This window comes from Kribbella sp. NPDC026611 (assembly GCF_040638345.1).
Lineage (GTDB): Bacteria > Actinomycetota > Actinomycetes > Propionibacteriales > Kribbellaceae > Kribbella.
The window spans coordinates 1,217,535-1,238,634 of sequence record NZ_JBEZYC010000001.1; the positions used below are offsets into that span (position 1 = coordinate 1,217,535).

Below are 21,100 nucleotides of genomic sequence, written 5' to 3' on the forward strand. Positions count from 1 at the left end.
GGGTCACCGTCCGGTCAGGATCGCGAGGAGCTCCCGGGCGCCTGGCGCGCCCGCGGCGAGGCCGTTCAGGACCGAGCGGGCCGCCAGCGCGGGGTCGAAACCACGCAGCCGGAGGGCCGCCGTACCGCGTTGGACGTCGGCCTCGGCCAGGGCGGCCGGCAGCGCCGGGACCCGGACCGCGCCGTCGAGCAGCGGCCGGACCCAGGCCTCGAACTCGCGGTACGACGACTCGGTGAAGTCGCTGGCGTACCGGTCCGGGCGGTCCCAGGCCAGGTAGAGCCGGACGATGTCGACGTCCTCGTCGGCGAGGAAGTCGTTCGCCCAGATCGCGTGGTTCCGGCTGGTCGAGAACTTCGCGCCGTCGAGGGTGTAGAACTCGTTCACCTGCGCCCCGCCGATCGCGTCGACCGGTACGCCGCACGCCACGTAGAGCGCGGGCCAGAACATCGTGAAGTAGAACCCGTTGTCGATCCCGTTGAAGTGCCACCAGGACCCGACCTCCGCCATCGCCCGCGACGTCGCCTCGAGCCCGACCGCACCGGGCTGCACGCCCTGCGCGACGCCGTACACGGTCGAGAGGCCGACCTCGGCGTACACCTCGAGCCGGAGGCCCTCGTGCGGACCGGTGCCTTCGAGACCCCAGTTGGTCGGGTACGCGAGCGGGATGTCGGGCAGCCGCCGCTCGAGGTAGTGGGTGACGATCTGCCGGGCCCGGTCGTTGAGCTCGGCGCGCAGCCAGACCTCGATCAGCTCCTGGCGGTAGTCCTCCAGCGACAGCACCGGCACGGTCGCCTGGAACGGCCTCGGCCTGCCGCCGCAGCGGTTGCAGACGGCGTCGGTCAGGTTGTCGGCCGCGGTGTACCCGCCACAGCCCTCGCACCCGCCGCCGGCCGCGCCGGATCCGCACCAGCTGCACGTGCCGACGACGTACGACTGGTGCAGCGTCCGCTCACAGTCCTCGCAGGCCAGCAGGGTGATCTTGCGCATCGGGAACCGGCCGGCCTCGGTGAGGTCGGCGGCGAGAGTGGTGACGCCGCGCCGGTACGCCGCGCTCTGCGGGTCGAGGAACACGTCGTACCGGATTCTGGCGGCATCCAGTGCGCCGATGATCTCGTCCCGGAACGCGGCGGCCAGCTTCTCGACCGGGACGCCCTCGGACTCGGCGCGGGTCAGCACCCAGTTCTGATGGACGTCGAAGCCGGCGGTCGCCACCACCCGTTCACCGCGCGCCCGTGCCGCCCGGGCCGCGAGGTCCGCGGCCAGGTAAGGCCCGGAGAGGTGCCCCACGTGCAGCGGGCCGTTGGCCGTCGCGGGCGGTACGACGACCACGGTCACACCGGATCTGGACATGCGGCAGCTCCCCAGCGCATGGGCGGCAAAGACGGCGACCCTCCTCACTCGAGCGGTCGCAGTCCGCGACGTTACTCCGCCGACCGGCACCTCACCAGCCTGAAAACCCTTGAAAACAAGGGTTTCTCGGACCGGCGTGGCAAGCGGTCGTTTGAGTTCAGTCGCGGGCGTCGGCCAGGTGCGCGCGGATGAGGTCCTGGCGGAAGCCGTCGTGGAACTGCTCGGCGATCTGCAGGGCCTCCTCGTGCCGGGCGATCGCTTCGGTGCGCCGGCCGGCTTGGCGTAGCGCGACGCCGAGCTCGTCGAGCGCCTGCGCGAGTTGGACCTGGTCGTCGACGACGCGATTGACCTCGGCCGACCTGGTCAGCTCGTCGATCGCGAGCTCGAGGTCGCCTGCTTGACGGTACGCCGTACCCGAGCCGAGGAGCGCCTCCGCGAGGACGCGGTCGTCGCCGTCGGCGGTCGCGAGCCCGATGCTGCGGTTGTAGCTCTGGCGTTGGTCGTCGGGGCGGCCGAGTCCGCCGTACGACTGGGCAAGGTTGATCTGGGCGAGCGCCTCGCCGTGGGCGTCGTCGATCCGCCGGTAGAGCTCGACCGCCCGGAGCGCGGTCTCGACGGCGTCCGCGTGCCGGCCGGAGTGCGAGAAGACGTGACTGAGGTTGGTCAGGCTCATCGCGGTCGGAGCGTCCTCCCCCAGCTTCTCGAACGCTTCGAGACTCAGCCGGAGCTGGCGAACTGCGTCTCCGGTGTCCTGGGCGCCGGCGAGGACCAGGTCGTAGATGACGAGGCCGAGATCGTTGCGGAGGAAGCCCTCGGCGGCGGGGTCGTCGTTGGGCAGCTCCAAGGCAGTGGTGAGGACGCGCTGCCAGTCCAGCCAGTAGCCGCGGGTGACATAGAAGCTGTGCAGGCCGACCGCGAGCCTGATCAGGGATTGCGGCCGCACCGGCTCTGTCATCAGTGCGACGAGGTATGGACGCTGACCGTCGAGCCAGGTCAGGGGGTTGTCGACGTCGGCGGTCTGTGCCGTGTACCAGGGGAGGCGGGTCGCGTTCGGGGTGTTGGCCTCGATCGCACGCCATGCGACGGCGGCGTACAGGTCGGTGACTCTGGTCAGGGCTTCGGTGCGTTCGGCGGTGGGAGCGAGCTCGCGAGCGTAGGAGCGGAGGAGGTCGTGGAGGCGGTAGCGGCCGGGAGCGGGGGACTCGGCGAGATGGAGGTCGCAGAGTTCTTCCAGCGCGCGTCTGGTGTCCTGCTCGGACCAGTCGAAGAGGCAGGCCGCTACATCGAGGGTCAGATCGGGGCCTACGAAAAGGCCGATCCGTTGGAAGGCTTCGAGGGCCTTCGGGTCGAGCTGACTGAGCGAGACGGCGAAGCTCGCGCGGACGCCGAGGTCCTGACTCTGCAGCTGGTCGAGGCGCTCGTCGTGGAGCAGATCGTGGAGATGGGCGACGGTCCAGGTTGGTCGGCTGTTGAGCCGAGCCGCCGCGATGCGGACGGCGAGGGGGAGGAACCCGCAGGCTTTGACCACGTCGCGGGCGGCTCGCGGGTCCTGGGTGACGCGGTCGCCGACGGTCTTGCGGAGGTAGTCGAGCCCGTCCTGCTCACTCCACAGCCCGAGCCGGACGACGTAGGTCGTAGGCAACATCGACAGGTCACCCCGACTGGTCACGATCGCCGCCGACGAACCCACGCCAGGCAGCAGCGGCTCCACCTGCTGGGCGTCCCGCGCATTGTCGAGCAGCAGGAGCGCTCGTCGCCCGGCCAGGACGGTCCGAAGCTGAGCCGAGGCCTGGTCGGTCTCGAGCGGTACGTCGGCGACGCCGAACGCGCCCAGGATCGTGGTCAGGGCATCGAGCGGTCTGACCGGCTCGGTGTCCCCGAACCCCCGCAGATCCAGGTAGATCTGTCCGTCGGGGTAGTCCGCGGCATGCGCCGCCTGAAGCGCGAGCGTCGTCTTCCCGGCGCCGGCCATCCCAGTAATGGCAACCACCGCGGCCCCGCTCAGCACGCCATCCAGCGCAGCAAGCTCCACCTCCCGCCCGGTGAAGTCGCCGGGAACCGCCGGCAGCTGCCGCGGCACAATGACGTCGACCCGCCCGTCCACTTGTGCTGCGGGGCCGTCTTGCTTGACGTGAGCCCGGGAGGCCGTGGTGAAGGTCGCCTGCTGTTCTGCCGTCAGTGCGAGTGCCTTGGCGAGGGCTGTGACGGTGTTGTGGTGCGGCCGCCGGCGTACTCCGCGTTCGAGGGCGCTGACGGCGGCCAGGCTCAGGTAGGCGCGGTCGGCCAGCTGCTCCTGGGTCAGGCCGGCTGCGCGGCGGTACGTCGTCAGCAGGTCCGCGAAGGTGTGCGCCATGCCGTCCTCACCCGAAAATAGGTCGTCGCCCCGGGGCGAAGATGTTACCGTCCGAAACTGAGAGCCACCGCAGACAGGCAGGAGAACTGGGATGCGCCGAGGAACGATCCACCCCATGGGTACTGATCGCTTCTACGCATCCGCGAGGACTCTTGAACTCTCTGACGATGGGCATCGTGGCGCATGTCGATGCCGGTAAGACCAGCCTGACCGAGCGGCTGCTGTACGCCGCCGGTGTGATCGACCGGGTCGGCCGGGTCGACGACGGGAACACCCAGACCGACTCGATGGACCTCGAGCGGAAGCGCGGGATCACGATCCGCTCCGCCGTGGTCTCCTTCGAGCTGGGCGACCTCCCGGTCAACCTGATCGACACCCCCGGCCACTCCGACTTCATCGCCGAGGTCGAGCGCGCCCTCTCCGTCCTGGACGGCGCCGTCCTGGTCATCTCGGCCGTCGAAGGCGTCCAGCCCCAGACCCGCCTACTGATGCGCACCCTGACCCGCCTCCGCATCCCCACCCTGCTCTTCGTCAACAAGATCGACCGGGTCGGCGCGAGGTACGACGACCTCCTCGCCGACCTCCACCGCCTCCTCACCCCCGCCGCCATCCCCCTCCAAACAGTCACCGACCTGGGAACCCGCACGGCCGGAGTGACACCTCTTGCGGTGCAGTCCAGGGACATCGCGGAGATTCTTGCCGAGTACAACGATTCGTTCCTCGCGTCGTACCTTGACGGCGCGGAGCTCGACTACGCCGACGAGCTCCGCCACCAGATCGCGCAGACGAGGGTGCATCCCGTGTACTTCGGCTCCGCGATGACCGGAGTCGGCATCCCCGAGGTGATCGAAGGCATCCGCACCTGGTTGCCACGAGCAACCGGATCGCCGACGGACGAGCTGCGGGCAAGGGTGTTCAAGGTGGAGCGTGGTGCGGCGGGGCAGAAGGTGGCGTCGGCACGAATCCTCACGGGTACGATCACGCCCCGGACTCCCCTGGATGTATTGCCAACAGACGGTGTTGCGTATCAGGTTCGGCCCAGTGCGGTGGAGGTGTTTGCCAACGGCGGACGGCAGGTGGTGGAGCGAGCCGAAGCGGGTCAGATCGTCGCGCTCAAAGGGCTGAAGGCGATCCAGATCGGCGATCAGCTCGGCGTACCAACGGCGGCAGTGGATCGGCTGTTTGCGCGACCGACGCTGGAAACGGTCGTCGGAGCGCGCGACCGGGTGAAGCTGTTCCAGGCGTTGACCCAGCTCGCCGAGCAGGATCCGCTCATCCGGGTGCGAAAGGGTGACGAGATCACCGTCAGCCTGTACGGCGAGGTGCAGAAGGAGGTGATCGCCTCACTGCTCGAGACGGAGTACGGCGTGGACGTCGCCTTCAGCGAAACCACACCGATCTACGTCGAGCGGGTCGACGGCGTCGGCACCGCGTTCCGCGAGATCGGCACCGGCCCGTGGCCGGCCGGCGTCGGCTTCCGGGTCTCACCGGTTGCCGAGGGCATCGATTATCACCTCGAGGTGGAGCTCGGCGGCCTGCCGCGCGCCTTCCACACCGCCATCGAGGAGACCGTCCGGCTCACGCTGCATCAAGGCCTGTACGGCTGGGAGGTCCCGAACTGCCGGATCGACCTCACCTACACGGCGTACTTCAGCCCGGTCACGACCGCCGGCGACTTCCGCCGGCTCGTCCCGCTCGTCCTGCTGGAGGCTGTCGCTGCGGCAGGTACGACGGTGATGGAACCGGTGAACGAGTTCGAGCTGGACGTCCCCTCCGAGACGCTCTCCCGCGTCCTCGCCCACATCGCCGAACACCGCGGCCTGGTGACGGCCACCACGCTCTCCGAGACCCAGGCCCACCTCGAAGGCACCATCCCGGCCGCCACCACCCACCCCTTCGAGTCTTACCTGCCGACCCTCACTCGCGGCGAGGCGCTCCTCACCACCAGTTTCCGCACCCATCAACCGGTCGCCGGCCCACCGCCGACCCGCACCCGCACCGACGGCAACCCGCTCAACCAGAAGCAGTACCTGATGCACCTCAATCGAAGTTCTTGAGGATGGTGTGGATCTCGCCGACCGTCTCCGCGGCCTCCGGAGTCTGTGCGGTGATGCTCAGGAGCTCGCGGAGATGCAGGAGCGGGAGCCGGTCCCGCCAGCCCGGGGTCAGCGGATGGACCTCCTCGTAGGCCTCGAAGAAGGAGTCGGAGAGCTGGCCGTAGATGAGCAGCGTGGCCAGGTCAGCCTCCGGCCAGCCGTAGTACACGGCTGGGTCGATCACTGCCGGGGAGCCGGTCGGGCTCGGCAGGAGGTTGCCGTGCCAGAGGTCACCGTGCAGCAGCGACGGCGGCTGGTCCGGGATGAGGTCCGTGAGCCTGCCCGCGACGCGTTCGAGCCGGCGACGGTCTTCTGGAGGCAACTGGTCGTGGCAGGTCGGCAGCTCCAGGAAGCGGAGCAGACGATGCTCGGCGTAGAAGGCGTGGCCGTCGGCAGTCCACGGGTTTCGCTGCGGGAGGAGACCCAGGTAGTTGTCCTGGTGATACCCGAACTCGGCCGCGGTCTGCCCATGCTGCGCCGCGAGCGCCCGCCCGGCGTCCTCCCAGTACGTCGGCGACGGTTCCGACGTACCCAGGTCCGACAGGACGATGAACGACGGCGTCATCCGCAGCACCTCGGGTACGGCGAACCCGCCGGTGGACCGGAGCGCGTTCAGGCCGTCGGCCTCCAGGTAGTACAGGTCTGGAGGCAGCGAGTCCTGTGTCTTCACGACCACGCTGCGTCCCAGCGTCGTACGGACGCGGTAGGTCTTGCTCGCGTACCCGCCGTCCAACGGATTGGCCGCGATGGGGTCACCGAGCGCGAGGCCGGTCAGCCAGGAAGGATCCAGCACGCGGACGATCTTGGCACACGGGTGCGGTCGGATACCCTGGGGCGCGTTATGGCGGCAGCTAACTTGGTCAATCTAGAGGCCGTTTCCAAAGGCTTCGGCACACGCGTCCTTCTCGACTCGGTCAGCCTCGGTATCGGGCGCGGCGAGCGGGTCGGTGTGGTCGGACGCAACGGCGACGGCAAATCCACCCTCCTGCAGCTCCTGGCTCGTCAGGCCGAGCCGGACAGCGGGCGGATCACCCACAACCGCGACCTGCGGCTCGGCTACCTCGGGCAGAGCGACGATCTGGATCCAGACCAGACCGTCCTGCACGCGGTCCTCGGCGACGTCGAGACGTACACCTGGGCGGCTGACCCCCGAGCGCGCTCCGTGATGGAGCACTTGCTCGGCGAGGTCGACCACCAGGCGCTCGTCGGCAGCCTGAGCGGTGGTGAACGCCGCCGCGCTTCGCTGGCCCGGCTGCTGCTCATCGAGGTCGACCTGCTCATCCTCGACGAGCCCACCAACCACCTCGACATCGAGGCGGTCAGCTGGCTGGCCGCGCACGTGGTCGACCGGGCCGGTGCGCTCATCGTGGTCACTCACGACCGCTGGTTCCTCGACGCGGTCTGCACGGAGACGTGGGAGGTCCAAGGCGGCAGCGTCACGTCGTACGACGGTGGGTACGCCGCCTACGTGCTGGCCAAGGCCGAGCGGACCCGCTCCGCGCAGGTCAGCGAGGAGAAGCGCCAGAACCTGCTGCGCAAGGAGCTGGCGTGGCTGCGCCGCGGCGCCCCTGCCCGGACCAGCAAGCCCAAGTTCCGCATCGACGCCGCGAACGCCCTGATCGAGAACGAGCCGCCCCCGCGCGACAAGCTCGCGCTGTCCCAGCTCGCGACCTCGCGTCTCGGCAAGGACGTGTTCGACGTCGAGGATGTCAGCCTGAGCTTCGGCGAGCGGAAGATGCTCGACCACGTCACGTTCCGCCTTGGCCCGGCCGACCGGATCGGCCTGCTCGGTCCGAACGGCGCCGGCAAGACGACGTTCCTCAAGGTCCTCACCGGGCAGCTGCCCCCGGACCGCGGTGTGGTCAAGCAGGGCAAGACGGTCCGGATCGCCAACCTGTCCCAGACCCTCGAGGAGATCGACGGTTCGGTGACGGTGCTGGACCACATCACCGCGATCCGGCGTACGGCGGCACTCGCCGGGCGCGGTGGTGAGCTGACGTCGTCGCAGCTGCTCGAGCGGTTCGGGTTCACCGGCGACAAGCTGACCACCCGGATCTCGGACCTCTCCGGTGGCGAACGCCGCCGGCTGCAGCTGCTCCGCGTCCTGCTCGACGAGCCGAACGTGCTGATCCTGGACGAGCCGACGAACGACCTGGACGTCGAGACGCTGACCGTGCTCGAGGACTTCCTGGACAGCTGGCCGGGCGTGGTCGTCACCGTCACCCACGACCGGTACTTCCTGGAACGCGTCAGCGACATGGTCTACGCGATCATGGGTGACGCCCACGTCCGGCACCTGCCGCGCGGCGTCGAGCAGTATCTCGACGAACTCGAGTCCGGAATTCCGCGGCGCACCACGGCAAATGCGTTGTCACCGGCCGCGCCGGGGCCGATCGATTCGGCGGCGGAAAACAACGCGGTGGTTGACGCGGCAGCGGCCCGCGCCGCGAAGAAAGAACTGAACCGGATCGAGCGCCAGCTCGCCAAGCTCACCGAGGCCGAGGCGAAGCTGCACGACCAGATCGCCACCCACGCCAGCGACTACGAACGGCTGGCCGAGCTGGACACCGAGCTCCGCAAGCTCACCGACGAACGCGGCGAGCTGGAAACCGCCTGGTTCGAAGCCGCCGAACGCGCCGAATAACCCGCCCCCCACGCCACCAGAGAACCCCTCTGGCAGCCCCCGTCCCCACACGAGGGGATAGCCCCTCGGCTGGAGGGTTCTCCCTTGGTACACAAGGGGATAAGACTCAACTCGAGGGGTTAACCACTCGAGGTTCTGAGCCGCGGTGCACCCTCCGGTCCCCTGTTGATCCGGAGGGCGCACCGCGGGTCGCGGGTGAGCGGGCCCGGCCGGCCGGCGTTGTTCGGGCCCCGAGCCCCGGACACCGCGCGACCAGTTTCGGCGGACCACCTCTTGCCGCCGAAGCCAGCGTTTCCGTACGTTGTGTAGTCGCCTAACCACCGACGGTAATGACCCTAGTAGGGCCGCTCACCTGGTGTCGACAGTGATCGGCTACAACAGCCTCTCGATCTCGTTGCAACTAGCAACGATCGGAACCGGTACGAAGTGACGGGTAGTCTTTTCGGATAATTCCGGCGCAATTCCCGGCGGCCCGGAAAAACCGTATACAAAGCCAGCCGGTCAGTTCTTTTCCAGGTCGAACGGCCGGACCAGGTCGCGCAGTACCCGGGCGATCTTCTGCTGGTCCCGCTCGCTGATCGTGCTCAGCAGGTCGCGCTCGTGAGTGAGCAGGTCGGCCATCGCGGCGTCGACCGCGTCCCGTCCGGCGCTGGTCAGCTGCACCAGCACCCCGCGCCGGTCGGCCGGGTCGGGTAATCGCTCGACCAGGCCGCGGGCTGTCAGCCGGTCGACCCGGTTCGTCATCGTGCCCGACGTCACCAGCGTCTCCTTGAGCAGCCGGCCAGGGGAGAGTTGGTACGGCGCTCCCGCGCGCCGCAGCGCCGCGAGTACGTCGAACTCCCACGACTCGAGCCCGTGCGTCGAGAAAGCCTGGCTCCGGGCGCGGTCCAGGTGCCGCGCCAGCCGGCTGACCCGGGACAGCACCTCCATCGGGGCTACGTCAAGATCGGGGCGCTCGCGGCGCCAGGCCTCGAGCAACCGGTCGACCTCGTCCTCCATGGGGTCGAGATTACCGATCAAGACTCTTGACATCAAGACACCTCGCGGAGCTAGAGTATCTCGATGTCAAGATAAATCGTCGTGATGGAGGTGCCCGGTGCGTACGTCCCCGGTCTGGAGTCCCGAGCAGTACGGAACGTTCGCCGACGAGCGGGCTCGCCCGTTCCGCGACCTGGTCGAGCGGGTGCGCGCCGACGACGTGCGGACCGTCGTCGACCTCGGCTGCGGACCCGGCGCGCTGACCGCGTCGCTGCGGCAGGTCTGGCCGGACGCGACGATCCGCGGCATCGACAGTTCGCAGCAGATGCTCGACGCAGCCGCGGAGTACGCCGACGACCACCTGACCTTCGAGCTCGGTGACGTCCGGGAGTGGACCGGCGCCGACCTCGACGTGATCGTCACCAACGCGACACTGCAGTGGGTCCCCGAACAGCTCGACCTCCTGCCCGGCTTCGTCGCGGCGCTGCGGCCGGGCGGCTGGCTCGCGATCCAGATCCCGGGCAACGGCAACGCGCCGTCGCACGCGATCCTGCGCGAGCTCGCCGAGACCGAGCCGTACGCCGAGTACGCGAAGGACGCGTCGCTCCGGCCGGACGTTCCGGGGCCTGCGGAGTACGTCGACGCGCTCGCGGCTCTCGGGTGCGCGGTGGACGCGTGGGAGACGACGTACTTCCACGTGCTCCAGGGCGACAACGCCGTACTGGAGTGGGTGAAGGGGACGGGCGCGCGGCCGGTGCTGCAGTCACTGCCGGACGACCTGCGTGTGCGGTTCGAGGCGGAGTACGGCGCGCGGCTCGCGGAGGCTTACCCGCAGCGGGACTACGGGACGCTGCTGCCGTTCCGGCGGATCTTCGCGGTGGCACGGAAGGGATGACGATGAGGCTCGATCATGTGCAGGTGTCGTGCCCGCCGGGTGGCGAGGACGTGGCGCGGGCGTTCTACGCCGAGGCGCTGGGGATGTCCGAGGTGGAGAAGCCGGCGCTGCTGAAGGCGCGCGGCGGGTGCTGGTTCAAGGCGGGCGACGCGGAGATCCACGTCGGTGTGGAGGAGGGGTTCACCCCGGCGAAGAAAGCGCACCCTGCTTTGGCGGTCGACGACCTCGATGGCTTGGCGGCGCGCCTTGCCGATCTCGGCTACCCGGTCACCTGGGACAACGACACCATCCCGGGCCGCCGCCGCTTCCATACGACCGACGGCCATGGGAATCGCGTGGAGGTCGTCTGAGCGGCGGCTCGCCCGGGCCCCTCAACCCGGGCGAGCCGCTGGTTCATTCGGTCGCCAGGGCGCCGGCGGGCGCGACCTTGGCGGCCCGGCGGGCCGGGAGGACCGAGGCGAGCAGGCCGGCGACTGCGGCCACGGCGGTGATCACCACCAGCAGCTTCACGGGTACGGCGTACTCCACGCCGCCGTCGACCGTCTGGCCGCCCATCAGGGCGCTGGTGCCCGTCCAGCCGTAGATCAGGCCGAGGACGATGCCGAGGCCGGCCGCGACCAGCGCCATCAGCAACGACTCGACCGCGAGCATCCGGCGCAGCTGGCGGCGGGACAGCCCCATCGCGCGCAGCAATGCGTTCTCCCGGGTGCGTTCCAGGACCGACAGGCTGAGCGTGTTGCCGACCCCGACCAGCGCAATCAAGACCGAGACCCCGAGCAGGCCGACGCCGACGATCAGCAGCACGTCGAAGACCTTCGTGTAGCTGGTCCGCTCGGCCAGCCCGCCCGTCACCGCCAGCTCCTTGACCGACGGGATCGACTGCTCGACCGCGTCGATCACGTCCGAACCGTCCGCCTTCGGGTCGGACGCCAGCCAGAACCCGCTCAGCGCCGCGTTCGGCGCCAGCTTGGCAAGGTCGGTCGACGTGACCGTGATCGGGTCGAGCCCCACCACCAGCTTGGCGGTGAGCACCAGCTTGTGCCCGCCGGACACGATCGTCAGCGGAGCGCCGTCCTTCACGTTGAGCATCTGCAGCGTCTGGTAGTCGAGCAGCGCCGTACCCGGCTGGAGCTTGCCGGCCAGCTCGGAGTTGTGGATGACCTTGCCGGCGTCGCTCTGGTTGACTCCCGTCACCGGGATCTCCTGACCGCCCGCCTTCACGTTCACCTTGCTGACGGGGACGACCTGGGTGATGCCCTTGATGTCGCGTAACTGCTGCTCAGCGCTGGCCGGCATCTTCTCGTTGTACGCCGTGACCATCAGGTCGACCGGGTACTGGCCGTCCATCGAGACGTCGAACGTCTTCCGGACCGAGGCGATGCCGACGCAGGTCAGGCTGATCAGCGTGACGCCGATCAGCAGCGCCGACGTGGTGGCGGCGGTCCGCTTTGGGTTCCGGACCGCGTTCGCGACGGCGATCCGGGCGGGTACTCCGCCATTGCGGGCCGGTAGTGCACCGATCACCCGGATCAGCGCCGGTACCAGGAGGGACCCGACCGCGAGGATGCCGAGGAACGACACCGCCCCGCCCGCGACACCCAGGATCACCTGGTGCGAGGACGCGCCGGCCGCGAGCAGCAGCCCGCCACCCGCGAGGAGCAGGAAGCCGAGGACCAACCGCAGTACCCCGGCCTTGGATGCGGCCGCCGGAGCGACCTCCGGGCGTAGCGCGGCCAGCGGCGCGACCTTCGTCGCGCGGCGGGCGGGGACGATCGCGGCGACGATCGTGGCCACCGCGCCGAGCAGCAGCGGGGCGAAGATCGACAGCAGGTCCAGGTGCAGCGGTAGCGGCGGGATGCCCCAGTCGAACTCGCGGGACAGTGCCAGACCGAGCGCGGACAGCGCGACGCCGAACACCACACCGATCGTCGACGCGACCACCCCGACCACAGTCGCCTCGGCGAGCACGGACGAGAACACCTGCTTGCGGGACGCCCCGACGCAGCGCAGCAACGCCATCTCGCGGGTCCGCTGGGCGATCACGATCGTGAAGGTGTTGGCAATCACCAGGCAGGCGACGAACAGCGCGATCACGGCGAACATGCCGAACACGCCACCGAGGACGTCGATCCCGTTGGTGAAGCTCTTCACCTCGTGATCGATGAACTGCGCACCGGTCGAGGCGGTCAGACCGTGCGGGATGACGGCGTTCACGTCGTTGGTCAGCTGGAGCTGCGTCACACCGGGCTGCGCGGCGATCCCGATCGCGCGGATCTCGGCGTCCGGTTCGAACAGCTTCACCGCGGCCGGGGTGGCGACAGCGGACGTCGGACCGACGGTCTTCGAGTCGTCGATCAGGCCGACGACGGTGACGGTCCAGGACTTGTTGTTGTACGAGCTGATCCGCAACGACTGGCCGACCGCGACCTTGTGCTTGTCCGCCAGCCGTTTCGGCAGCGCGATCTCATTCGTTGCGTTGGGCAACCGACCGGACGACGTACCAGGACCGGCGATCCGGGTGGAGTCGTAGAGCGCGTCGATCGCCAGGCTCTCCGGCCGGACCAGGCCGGCGAACGCGGCTTGCATGTACGCGGTCGTGTACGTGACCACCGACGCGGCCGTCGGCACCTCCCGCACCTTGGCGACGTCGGCGGGGGTGATGGCCTGGGCGAACGGCTGGACCACCGTGTCGACACCGCGGTACTGCGCGCCGATCGTCTCGTCGATGCCGTGCGACGCGGACGCGTGCACGGTCATCGCCAGGGTGCCGAAGCCGACCCCCAGCACGATCGCCAGGCAGGCGGCGATCAGGCGGCCCAGGTGGGCGCGCAGCGAGGAGAGGATGGACCGTCGCACGTCAGGCTCCCAGCTGCCGCAGCGCGTCGAGGACGGACTCCGGGGTCGGGTTGCGCAGCTCGCCGGCCAGCTTGCCGTCGGCGAGCATCACGACGCGGTCGGCGTACGACGCGGCGAGCGGGTCGTGGGTCACCATCACCACGGTCTGGCCGAACTCCCGCACCGAGCGGCGCAGGAAGCCGAGCACCTCGGCGCCGGAGCGGGAGTCGAGGTTGCCGGTCGGCTCGTCGGCGAACACGACCTCGGGCCGCCCGACCAGCGCACGGGCCACGGCGACCCGCTGCTGCTGGCCACCGGACAGCTCCGACGGCCGGTGTGTCAGCCGGTCTCCCAGGCCGAGGACCTCGATCAGCGTGTCCAGCCAGACCTGGTCCGGCTTGCGGTTGCCCAGCTCGAGCGGGAGCAGGATGTTGTCCCTCGCCGTCAGCATCGGCAGCAGGTTGAACGACTGGAACACGAACCCGACCCGGTCCCGGCGGATCTTGGTCAGCTCCGCGTCCGGGAGGTGCGTCAGCAGGGTCTCACCGAGCTGGACCTGCCCGTCGGTCGGCGTGTCCAGGCCGGCCAGGCAGTGCATCAGCGTCGACTTGCCCGACCCCGAAGGGCCCATGATCGCGGTGAACTGGCCGACACCGAAGTCGACCGACACCCCGTCCAGGGCGGCCACGGCGGTGTCGCCGTGCCCGTACACCTTGCGCAGCTCGTGCGCACGGATGGCGGTCCGCGGCATCCCGTCCAGCGGCAACTGACCCGCGGCGGGCTCACCGGTCTGCAAGCTCATCTCACTCCTTGGTAACTCGACGTTACGCAAGAAGTTAGTGTCCGGCGGCCCGGATCTCGTCGGACCGCAGACGGGAACCGGCGTACGACCTGGGTATTACTTCGTCGGCCGGACGAGTCCCGTTTCGTAGCCGAGGACGACCAGCGCGACCCGGTCGCGGAGGCCGGTCTTGGCCAGGATCCGGCCGATATGCGTCTTGACCGTTGCCTCGGACAACGTGAAGAGCTTGGCGATCTCGGTGTTCGACAGGCCGCGGGCGACCTCGACCAGGACCTCGCGCTCGCGGGCGGTCAGGTCCTTGAGGTCCGGCCGCTCGGTGTCCGCGTCGGGGAGGGCCCCGGCGAAGTGCTCGAGCAGCCGTTTCGTCGTACTGGGGGAGACTACGGCGTCGCCGGAGTGCACCTGGCGGATCGCGTTCAGCAGGTCCGCGGGCGGGGTGTTCTTGAGCAGGAAGCCGGCCGCGCCGGCCTTGATCGCGGCGAACGCGTACTCGTCCAGGTCGAAGGTGGTCAGCACGATCACTTTCGGTGCCTGTGGCAACGACTGCAGGCGGCGCGTGGCCTCGACACCGTCCAGGCGGGGCATCCGGACATCCATCAGGACCACGTCGCAGGCGGTCACCTGGATCTTCTCGATCGCCTCGCCGCCGTCGCCGGCCTGACCGACCACGCGCATGTCGGCCTGCGAGTCCACCAGCATCGTGAACCCGGCCCGGACGAGCTCCTGGTCGTCCACCAAGAAGACCCGGATCACTTCGCTCACTGTGTTCCTTCCGACAGCTGGTACGGCAGTTTGGCGATCACCTCGTAACCGCCGCCCGCCTTCGGTCCGGCGGACACCGTACCGCCCGAGATCGACGCGCGCTGCCGCATCCCGACCAGACCGTGCCCCGGATCGGAGCTCGGCGCGACGCCGCCACCGCGGCCGTCGTCGGTGACCACCACGGTCAGCATCTCGCGCCCGAAGTCCAAACTCACGGAGGCGTGCGCCCCCGGCCCGGCGTGTTTCAGCGTGTTCGTCAGCCCTTCCTGCACGATCCGGTACGCCGTCAGCCCGAGCAGCGCCGGCAGGTCGCGGGTCACACCGGTGACCTCGTAGTCGACGTTCAGGCCGGCCGCGCGGACGTTGTCGACCAGCTCCGGGAGGCTGGAGACGCCGGGCTGCGGGCGGGGCTGGTTCGGGTCGAGCTCGTGCTGCTCGTCCTGTTTGAGCAGGCCGAGCATCTTGCGCATCTCGGTCAGGCTCGCGCGGCCGGTGTCGCCGATCGTGGCGAGCGCCTTCTTCGCGGCCTCGGGCGACTGGTCCGCGGCGTACAGCCCACCGTCGGCCTGGACGATCATGATCGACAGCCCGTGCGCGACCACGTCGTGGATCTCGCGGGCGATCCGGGTCCGTTCGTTGCTCACGGCCAGTTTCGCCTCGCGGTCGCGGTCCCGCTCGGCCTGGGTGGCCCGCTCCTCGAGCTGAGCGACGTACAGACCGCGGGTACGGCGGCGCTCGCCGAACGCCCAGGTGGCGAAGACAACCGCGCCGAGCGCGACCATCATCGTGACCTGCTGCTTCCAGTCGCTGTTGCTGTAGTAGCGCGACGTCGCCATCAGCACGCCAAGGCCGCCGATGCCGAGGGCGATCCGGCTCAGGCGCGGAACGCCGTACACCGACATCGCGTACAGCCCGACCAGGAGGCCGACGTTGCCGGGCATCAGCTGGACACCGGCCAGCCACTGCAGCACGCCGGCCGCGGTGACGGTGAAGAAGACCAGTTCGGGGTGGGTCCGGCGCCAGACCAGCGGGACCAGCATGCCGAACGCGAGGATGCCGCCGAGGTGGGCCTGCGCGAGGGACAGGAAGCCGAAGGTCACGCACAGCGCACCCGCCAGCAGCAGGTCGAACGCCTTGCTGCGGGCAGGCACTGGCCGCGCGGTCAGGATCCCCGTCATGCGGGCCAGGGTACGGGCCCCGCCGTGGCGGTGGGTCATGCCACGGGCGGATTTCGGCGTACTACTTGTGGGGCCTGGTGGACAGGACCGGCTTGGCCTCGAGGCCGGCCAGGCCGTTCCAGGCGAGGTTGACGAGATGGGCCGCGACGTCCTGCTTCTTCGGCTTGCGGGCGTCCAGCCACCACTGGCCGGTGAGCGCGACCATGCCGACCAGCATCTGCGCGTACATCGGGGCGTTCTTCGGGTCCAGGCCGCGGCGCTTGAACTCCTCGGCCAGGATGTGCTCGACCCGGGTGCCGACGTCGCTCAGGATCGAGATGAACGAGCCGGTCGACGAACCGACCGGCGAGTCCCGGACCAGGATCCGGAAGCCGTCGGAGTTGTGCTCGATGTAGTCCAGCAGGGCGAGCGCCGCCTGCTCCACCAGCTCGTGCGCGCGGCCCGCCGTGAGCGCGCCCGTGACGCCGTCGAGCAGCGCGCGGACCTCGCGGTCGACGACAACGGCGTACAGGCCTTCCTTGCCGCCGAAGTGCTCGTACACAACCGGCTTGGACACCTCGGCGCGGTGCGCGATCTCCTCCACCGACGTCGCCTCGTACCCGCGTTGGGCGAACAGGCCGCGGGCGATGGTGATGAGCTGCTCGCGACGCTCGGCACTCGTCATCCGGATCCGGCCGGACCGCCGCGGTTTGGGTTCCGTCACGTCGAGATCACGTCAGCATCATGCCGTACTTCGGGTCCCGCCGGTGGAGTTTTTACGGCTCACGCCGCCTTGAGCGTGCGCGTCGAGGCGGAGTTCCGGCGCGCTTCGAGGCGCTCCTTCACCGGCCAGCGGACGTCCGAGAGCCAGCCCATCTTCTCGAAGAACCAGATGCAGCGGGCGGAGGTGTCGAGCTGACCCTTGAGTACGCCGTGCCGCGCGCAGGTCGGGTCCGAGTGGTGCAGGTTGTGCCACGACTCGCCCTGGCTCAGGATCGCCAGCCACCACACGTTGCCGGACTTGTCCCGGCTCTTGAACGGCCGGTCGCCGATCGTGTGGCAGATCGAGTTGATCGACCAGGTGACGTGGTGCAGCAGCGCGATCCGGACCAGGCTGGCCCAGAAGAACGCGGTCAGCGCGCCCTCGAACGACATGGACCAGAGGCCACCGATGACGGCCGGCAGCAGCAGGCTGGTGGCGACCAGCAGCGGGAACATCCGGGACACCCGGACGATGTCCTTGTCCTTCAGCAGGTCCGGCGCGTACTGCCGCTGCGGGGTCTGCTCGGTGTCGAACAACCAGCCGACATGGGCATGGAAGAAGCCCTTGGTGAGCCCGCCGACCGTGTTGCCGTACTTCCACGGGCTGTGCGGGTCGCCGTCGCGGTCGGAGAACTTGTGGTGCTTGCGGTGGTCGGCCACCCAGCGGACCACCGGACCCTCGATCGCCAGCGAGCCGGCGATGGCCAGCGCGTACTTCAGCGGGCGGTTCGGCTTGAACGACTTGTGCGTGAACAGCCGGTGGAAGCCGATCGAGATCCCGTGCCCGGCGAGCGTGTAGAACACCGCCGCCAGGATGATGTCGTGCCAGCCGAGGAAGCCACCCCATGCGATCGGTACGGCGGCCAGCACGGCGAGGAACGGGATGCCGATGAACAGCGCCAGCGCCACCTGCTCCCAGACCTGCTTCTGCTCACCGCCGAGCGTGCCGGTGTTCACGTCGTCGTCGTACGGCCCGGTGACGGCCTGGGTCGTCGGCGCTTCCGGCGCTTCCGGTGTGGCCACGGCGGGTGGGGTCATGGTGCCTGCACTTCCCTCGGGGTCAGGGGGTCCTTACCTACGCCACCGTAACCTACGGCACCGTAGGTAGGGAACCCCTGGGCGTGTCATCCCCCTCACTCATGACACACTGTCCTCCGCACCACGATCCCCCGTGGGGTAATCGGCAGCCCGCGAGACTTTGAATCTCGAAGACCAGGATCGAAACCTGGCGGGGGAGCAACCCACGCTCGCTACGCGGCCACTCCGTCGTCGCTACGCTCCTCCGCCGCAGCCGCTCCACGAGCTCCCACCCACCCTCCGGCTACCGCCGGCTTCCTGCCAGCTACCGCCGGCTTCCTGCCAGCTGCCGCTGGCGTGCTGCCGGCTACCGCCGGCGTCGCGACGCTACGCGCGGCTCCTCCGTCGCCGTGCTCCGCGCCGCTCCTACCTCCGTGCGCCACCGACCTACTCCGAGCCACCGCCACGGACGACTGTCGCCGACGACCCCGCCGCGCGGCCGAATGCCCGCGACCCTGCGGTCCGGACGGAGCCGACCATCCGGGCACCCGCTCAAGCAACTTCACGCAACACGGCTGACAGGCAACAATGGGTATCCCCAGACTCGGCAGAGCAAGCTGACGCAACGACGGAAGCAGGGGATACAACATGAAGCTCACGCTCGTAGCAGGCGACCCGGACTCCCACCCGACGAACTCGCCCACGCTCTACAAGACCGACCGTGGAAGCTGGGTCGTGCAGGGATGGGTCGTGGACGATCCCGACGCACTGGCGACGCTCAACCTTCCGGATAGCGAGACGGCCGTCGAGATCCCGGACCGCATGATCCAGTTCTTCAAGTAGGACTCGTGGAAGAGATCACCAACGACGAGTTCCAAGAGTTGCTGAAGACGTTCAAGCGCAGCTCGATCCATCTGGAGATGCGGGACGCTTACGGCACCGAAGTTGAGCTTCCGTATATGGCGAAGTGGGCAGCCGGTGAGCCCGATGACCTCGAATGGCTCCAGGACTGGTGTACGACGGTGCGCCGACATGTGGCGGCCGGGCGAACGATCAAGCGCGCCCGAATCGTCTCCGAACCGCTCAGCGAATACCAACGCTGGACGCTCACGATCACGAGACCGATCGTCGACGCCGGCGAGGATGAGCGGTTCATCCCAAGGAGGCAGGTCTCCGAACTCTGCTTCCCCGGTAACGACTACTACGTCTTCGACGACGAGCGGGTGGTCTTCCTGCACTACTCCGGGGCGGGACTGAACAACGCACTCACGACCACCACGAACCCGGCCACTGTCGAGATGTGCCGCACGGCCTTCGACCAGGTGTGGCCGTTGGCGATCCCTTTCAGTGAGTACAAACCCGAATAGCGCAGCTCGAAAGGTCCAGGAAGCCCTAGGGCTCCGCCTTCGGAATCTGCGCAAGGATGCCGGGCTGACCGGTCGCGAGCTCGCAGCCGCGACCGGTTGGCATTTCACGCGCATCAGCAAGCTCGAACACGGCGTGCAGGCACCCACCGATCAGGACATCCAGACGTGGTGCCGGGTCTGTGGTGCCGAGGACCAGGCCGCGGACCTGATCGCGCAGGCGCGGGCGATCGAGTCGATGTACGTCGAGTTCCGTCGACGCGCTCGCTCGGGCGTGAAGCAGCTGATGCTGGCGTTTCAGCAGACCTACGAGCGGGCCGAGCAGTTCAGGATCTACGAGCACAGCGTCGTACCCGGGCTCTTCCAGACCGCTGATTACATCCGGGCGATGCTGTCGTTCTGGACGCGTTTCCTCAATACCGACACTGACACCGACATCGATGACGCGGTAGCGGCGCGGCTGGAGCGCCAAGCGATCATCTACGAGAGCAAGCGAAGGTTCGCGGTTGTCCTGGAGGAGAACGCCCTCCGTACTTGGTTCGGCGACGCCGACACCATGGCCGGCCAGCTCGACCGCCTGCTCACCATCATGACCCTCCCCAACGTCGCCCTTGGGATCGTGCCGGCCATGATCGAACGCGAGGCAGTCAGCACCACCGGCTTCTGGATCTTCGATGACAAACTCGTTGCCCTGGAGACGCCCACAGCCAGCATCGAGGTGACCGCACCGCAGGAGATCGCGCTCTACGAGAGCATGTTCGACATGCTGAGACGATCCGCCCTCTACGGACCGCAGGCACGATCGCTGCTCATCAAGGTGCAAGAAGAACTAGCCTCAAGCAACTAGCCGCAACTGTATGGCCGCAGACTGGGCCACCTTCCTACGGTCCAGATATGACCTCGGCAACTGCTGTGGAGTGGGGTGATGAGCCGACCTCGCCGCGGCCCAGCGGGCTTGGCTGGCCGCTGCTGCAAGCGGCAGAGCGCTGCGACGGAGAGAACCCTATGACCGGCCGCAACTGCATCAAGGGCCACCACCAGGGCTACCACCGCGACGCCACCGGAGCCGAGTGGCTCGATGACTGAGCGCCGCAACGTCCGAGACCGCCAACTCCGCCGCTGGGCCCTCCGCACCTGGACAACCGACCGCCGCAACGGCGTCCACCCGGACGGCTACGACCCGCGCAACGTCAGCCGCACCCTTCCCTGGTGCGTCGAGGCGTACCTGATGCGAGGCCCCGTCACTCCACGCATGTCCACCCGCCGCTACCGCCAACTGGAGTGGCGCGGCCTCCACCGTCCACCGCGGTCCACGTAGCAGGCAGGCCGGGCGGGGTTTCCCTGCACTTGCGCCCGTCCTGCCGAGACGCGTCTTCCGCCTCAGCTCGTGCCGGATGGCAGGCCCTACGGAAGTTCGAGCATCACCATCACGTGGTCACGGCGGCAGCCACCTCCGCAGCCGGTCTGATCGATCTGCCGCTTGTCCTTCATCGCATCGTCGACCGACTCATACAGGGACACTGCGCCATGCCCGTACCTGACAGGGCCCATTGATCGAGCGCAGGACACGAGGGCGACAGGACCTGTTCCCCTGATCCACGGAGTGTCCTTCCAGATGCACTTCGCCATCGTTCCGAATGTGCGGTGTGCCCGCGCGCAATTGTGCCGTCGCCATGTCGGTACGAGATTCTCCACCGTCACATCTTCGCGCAGCGATGCCGAAACTCGCATCCGCCGCCTTGCCGGATTGACCTCTTATGGATCAAGGCGCGCCTTCGGCGCGCGGCGCGGGCGTGCGCATGCGGCCTCCGGCCGTTCACCGCCCGCGCCCGCTCTCGGTGTCTTTACTAAAGTCCAACGACATCGCCTCCGGCGGGGGCCTCACGACTCCGGGATGATGGGCCGATTTTGGCCGGCTGTTCGGAGTGGGGTCGGGGTGCGTCTTCCCGCCTGCCGCTCAGCCCAGTCATGACCTATCAGGAGCCACCGGAGGGGCCAAGATCGTTCGTCCGGTGGGGCGCTCCATCTTGGCCCCTCTGGCGTCTCCTGATCGCGCTACGCGTGGGCCGAACGGCAGGCGGGAAG

The 21,100-nt window shown here is 68.7% G+C and carries 19 protein-coding genes and 1 tRNA gene; 10 read left to right on the top strand and 10 right to left on the bottom strand.

Translation table 11 applies throughout. The features are described 5' to 3' along the window. Positions 1-3: 3 nt before the first annotated feature. Both AB0E69_RS06115 and AB0E69_RS06120 read right to left on the bottom strand, forming a co-directional pair. Entirely contained in the window at positions 4-1,350 is a 1,347-nt protein-coding gene (locus AB0E69_RS06115; protein WP_360140282.1) for a class I tRNA ligase family protein, read from the bottom strand. Between the two features lie 157 nt (positions 1,351-1,507). Beyond that, positions 1,508-3,703 carry a tetratricopeptide repeat protein gene (locus AB0E69_RS06120; RefSeq protein ID WP_360140285.1) on the bottom strand — a complete coding sequence of 732 codons (2,196 nt, stop codon included), beginning with the start codon at positions 3,701-3,703 and terminating at the stop codon, positions 1,508-1,510. A gap of 167 nt (positions 3,704-3,870) precedes the next feature. On the opposite strand from AB0E69_RS06120, the gene AB0E69_RS06125 reads away from it, so the two are divergent. After that, positions 3,871-5,760 carry a translation factor GTPase family protein gene (locus AB0E69_RS06125; protein ID WP_360140288.1) on the top strand — a complete coding sequence of 630 codons (1,890 nt, stop codon included), beginning with the start codon at positions 3,871-3,873 and terminating at the stop codon, positions 5,758-5,760. On the opposite strand, the gene AB0E69_RS06130 is transcribed toward AB0E69_RS06125, so the two are convergent. After that, positions 5,744-6,592 (bottom strand): fructosamine kinase family protein, encoded by an 849-nt coding sequence (locus AB0E69_RS06130; protein WP_360140291.1) that lies wholly within the window; start codon positions 6,590-6,592, stop codon positions 5,744-5,746. The genes AB0E69_RS06125 and AB0E69_RS06130 overlap by 17 nt on opposite strands. Positions 6,593-6,655: 63 nt before the next feature. Here AB0E69_RS06130 and AB0E69_RS06135 point away from each other — a divergent pair, with 63 nt between their 5' ends. Then, positions 6,656-8,443, top strand: a complete 1,788-nt coding sequence (locus AB0E69_RS06135) for an ABC-F family ATP-binding cassette domain-containing protein (RefSeq protein WP_360140294.1) — start codon at positions 6,656-6,658, stop codon at positions 8,441-8,443. Positions 8,444-8,944: 501 nt separating this feature from the next. Here AB0E69_RS06135 and AB0E69_RS06140 read toward each other — a convergent pair. Continuing rightward, a complete protein-coding gene (locus AB0E69_RS06140; protein WP_360140297.1) occupies positions 8,945-9,475 on the bottom strand; it encodes a MarR family transcriptional regulator in 531 nt (176 codons plus the stop codon). A gap of 64 nt (positions 9,476-9,539) precedes the next feature. Here AB0E69_RS06140 and AB0E69_RS06145 point away from each other — a divergent pair, with 64 nt between their 5' ends. After that, positions 9,540-10,316, top strand: coding sequence for a methyltransferase domain-containing protein (locus AB0E69_RS06145; RefSeq protein ID WP_360140300.1), 777 nt, complete (start codon positions 9,540-9,542; stop codon positions 10,314-10,316). A gap of 2 nt (positions 10,317-10,318) precedes the next feature. Further along, the gene (locus AB0E69_RS06150) at positions 10,319-10,666 is read left to right on the top strand and encodes a VOC family protein (RefSeq protein ID WP_360140303.1); all 348 of its coding nucleotides are present in this window, start codon (positions 10,319-10,321) and stop codon (positions 10,664-10,666) included. A gap of 43 nt (positions 10,667-10,709) precedes the next feature. Here AB0E69_RS06150 and AB0E69_RS06155 read toward each other — a convergent pair whose 3' ends face one another. The 6 genes from AB0E69_RS06155 to AB0E69_RS06180 all read right to left on the bottom strand — a co-directional run bounded on the left by AB0E69_RS06155 (position 10,710) and on the right by AB0E69_RS06180 (position 17,672). After that, positions 10,710-13,172, bottom strand: coding sequence for an ABC transporter permease (locus AB0E69_RS06155; protein ID WP_360140306.1), 2,463 nt, complete (start codon positions 13,170-13,172; stop codon positions 10,710-10,712). 1 nt (position 13,173) lies between these two features. Further along, entirely contained in the window at positions 13,174-13,902 is a 729-nt protein-coding gene (locus AB0E69_RS06160; RefSeq protein ID WP_360140432.1) for an ABC transporter ATP-binding protein, read from the bottom strand. Between the two features lie 147 nt (positions 13,903-14,049). Next, positions 14,050-14,715: a response regulator transcription factor gene (locus AB0E69_RS06165; protein WP_360140309.1), complete on the bottom strand. Its 666-nt coding sequence runs from the start codon at positions 14,713-14,715 to the stop codon at positions 14,050-14,052. Beyond that, positions 14,712-15,893, bottom strand: coding sequence for a sensor histidine kinase (locus AB0E69_RS06170; protein ID WP_360140312.1), 1,182 nt, complete (start codon positions 15,891-15,893; stop codon positions 14,712-14,714). The genes AB0E69_RS06165 and AB0E69_RS06170 overlap by 4 nt, the downstream gene beginning before the upstream one ends. A 61-nt stretch (positions 15,894-15,954) precedes the next feature. Next, positions 15,955-16,596 (bottom strand): TetR/AcrR family transcriptional regulator, encoded by a 642-nt coding sequence (locus AB0E69_RS06175; protein WP_360140315.1) that lies wholly within the window; start codon positions 16,594-16,596, stop codon positions 15,955-15,957. 59 nt (positions 16,597-16,655) lie between these two features. Next, complete coding sequence (locus AB0E69_RS06180) at positions 16,656-17,672, bottom strand: acyl-CoA desaturase (RefSeq protein WP_360140318.1); 1,017 nt, start codon at positions 17,670-17,672, stop codon at positions 16,656-16,658. A gap of 127 nt (positions 17,673-17,799) precedes the next feature. Between AB0E69_RS06180 and AB0E69_RS06185 the strand changes: the two genes are divergently transcribed. The 6 genes from AB0E69_RS06185 (at position 17,800) to AB0E69_RS06210 (ending at position 20,333) form a co-directional block, all read left to right on the top strand. After that, positions 17,800-17,871: transfer RNA gene (locus tag AB0E69_RS06185), tRNA-Gln, on the top strand. Positions 17,872-18,299: 428 nt separating this feature from the next. Then, the gene (locus AB0E69_RS06190) at positions 18,300-18,494 is read left to right on the top strand and encodes a hypothetical protein (protein ID WP_360140321.1); all 195 of its coding nucleotides are present in this window, start codon (positions 18,300-18,302) and stop codon (positions 18,492-18,494) included. A gap of 5 nt (positions 18,495-18,499) precedes the next feature. Then, positions 18,500-19,018 carry a DUF6879 family protein gene (locus AB0E69_RS06195; RefSeq protein ID WP_360140324.1) on the top strand — a complete coding sequence of 173 codons (519 nt, stop codon included), beginning with the start codon at positions 18,500-18,502 and terminating at the stop codon, positions 19,016-19,018. Then, positions 18,999-19,862 carry a helix-turn-helix transcriptional regulator gene (locus AB0E69_RS06200; RefSeq protein WP_360140327.1) on the top strand — a complete coding sequence of 288 codons (864 nt, stop codon included), beginning with the start codon at positions 18,999-19,001 and terminating at the stop codon, positions 19,860-19,862. The genes AB0E69_RS06195 and AB0E69_RS06200 overlap by 20 nt, the downstream gene beginning before the upstream one ends. Positions 19,863-19,909: 47 nt before the next feature. Continuing rightward, positions 19,910-20,101, top strand: a complete 192-nt coding sequence (locus tag AB0E69_RS06205; RefSeq protein WP_360140330.1) for a hypothetical protein — start codon at positions 19,910-19,912, stop codon at positions 20,099-20,101. After that, positions 20,094-20,333 carry a hypothetical protein gene (locus tag AB0E69_RS06210; RefSeq protein WP_360140333.1) on the top strand — a complete coding sequence of 80 codons (240 nt, stop codon included), beginning with the start codon at positions 20,094-20,096 and terminating at the stop codon, positions 20,331-20,333. The genes AB0E69_RS06205 and AB0E69_RS06210 overlap by 8 nt, the downstream gene beginning before the upstream one ends. The last annotated feature ends 767 nt before the right edge of the window (positions 20,334-21,100 follow it).

Coding starts and splice junctions, on each gene's coding strand:
- AB0E69_RS06140 (WP_360140297.1), bottom strand. CDS start 9,475: ATGTCAAGAGTCTTGATCGGTAATCTCGACCCCATGGAGGACGAGGTC.
- AB0E69_RS06150 (WP_360140303.1), top strand. CDS start 10,319: ATGAGGCTCGATCATGTGCAGGTGTCGTGCCCGCCGGGTGGCGAGGAC.
- AB0E69_RS06125 (WP_360140288.1), top strand. CDS start 3,871: ATGGGCATCGTGGCGCATGTCGATGCCGGTAAGACCAGCCTGACCGAG.
- AB0E69_RS06115 (WP_360140282.1), bottom strand. CDS start 1,350: ATGTCCAGATCCGGTGTGACCGTGGTCGTCGTACCGCCCGCGACGGCC.
- AB0E69_RS06190 (WP_360140321.1), top strand. CDS start 18,300: ATGAAGCTCACGCTCGTAGCAGGCGACCCGGACTCCCACCCGACGAAC.
- AB0E69_RS06120 (WP_360140285.1), bottom strand. CDS start 3,703: ATGGCGCACACCTTCGCGGACCTGCTGACGACGTACCGCCGCGCAGCC.
- AB0E69_RS06210 (WP_360140333.1), top strand. CDS start 20,094: ATGACTGAGCGCCGCAACGTCCGAGACCGCCAACTCCGCCGCTGGGCC.
- AB0E69_RS06205 (WP_360140330.1), top strand. CDS start 19,910: ATGACCTCGGCAACTGCTGTGGAGTGGGGTGATGAGCCGACCTCGCCG.
- AB0E69_RS06170 (WP_360140312.1), bottom strand. CDS start 15,893: ATGACGGGGATCCTGACCGCGCGGCCAGTGCCTGCCCGCAGCAAGGCG.
- AB0E69_RS06160 (WP_360140432.1), bottom strand. CDS start 13,902: ATGCCGCGGACCGCCATCCGTGCGCACGAGCTGCGCAAGGTGTACGGG.
- AB0E69_RS06180 (WP_360140318.1), bottom strand. CDS start 17,672: ATGACCCCACCCGCCGTGGCCACACCGGAAGCGCCGGAAGCGCCGACG.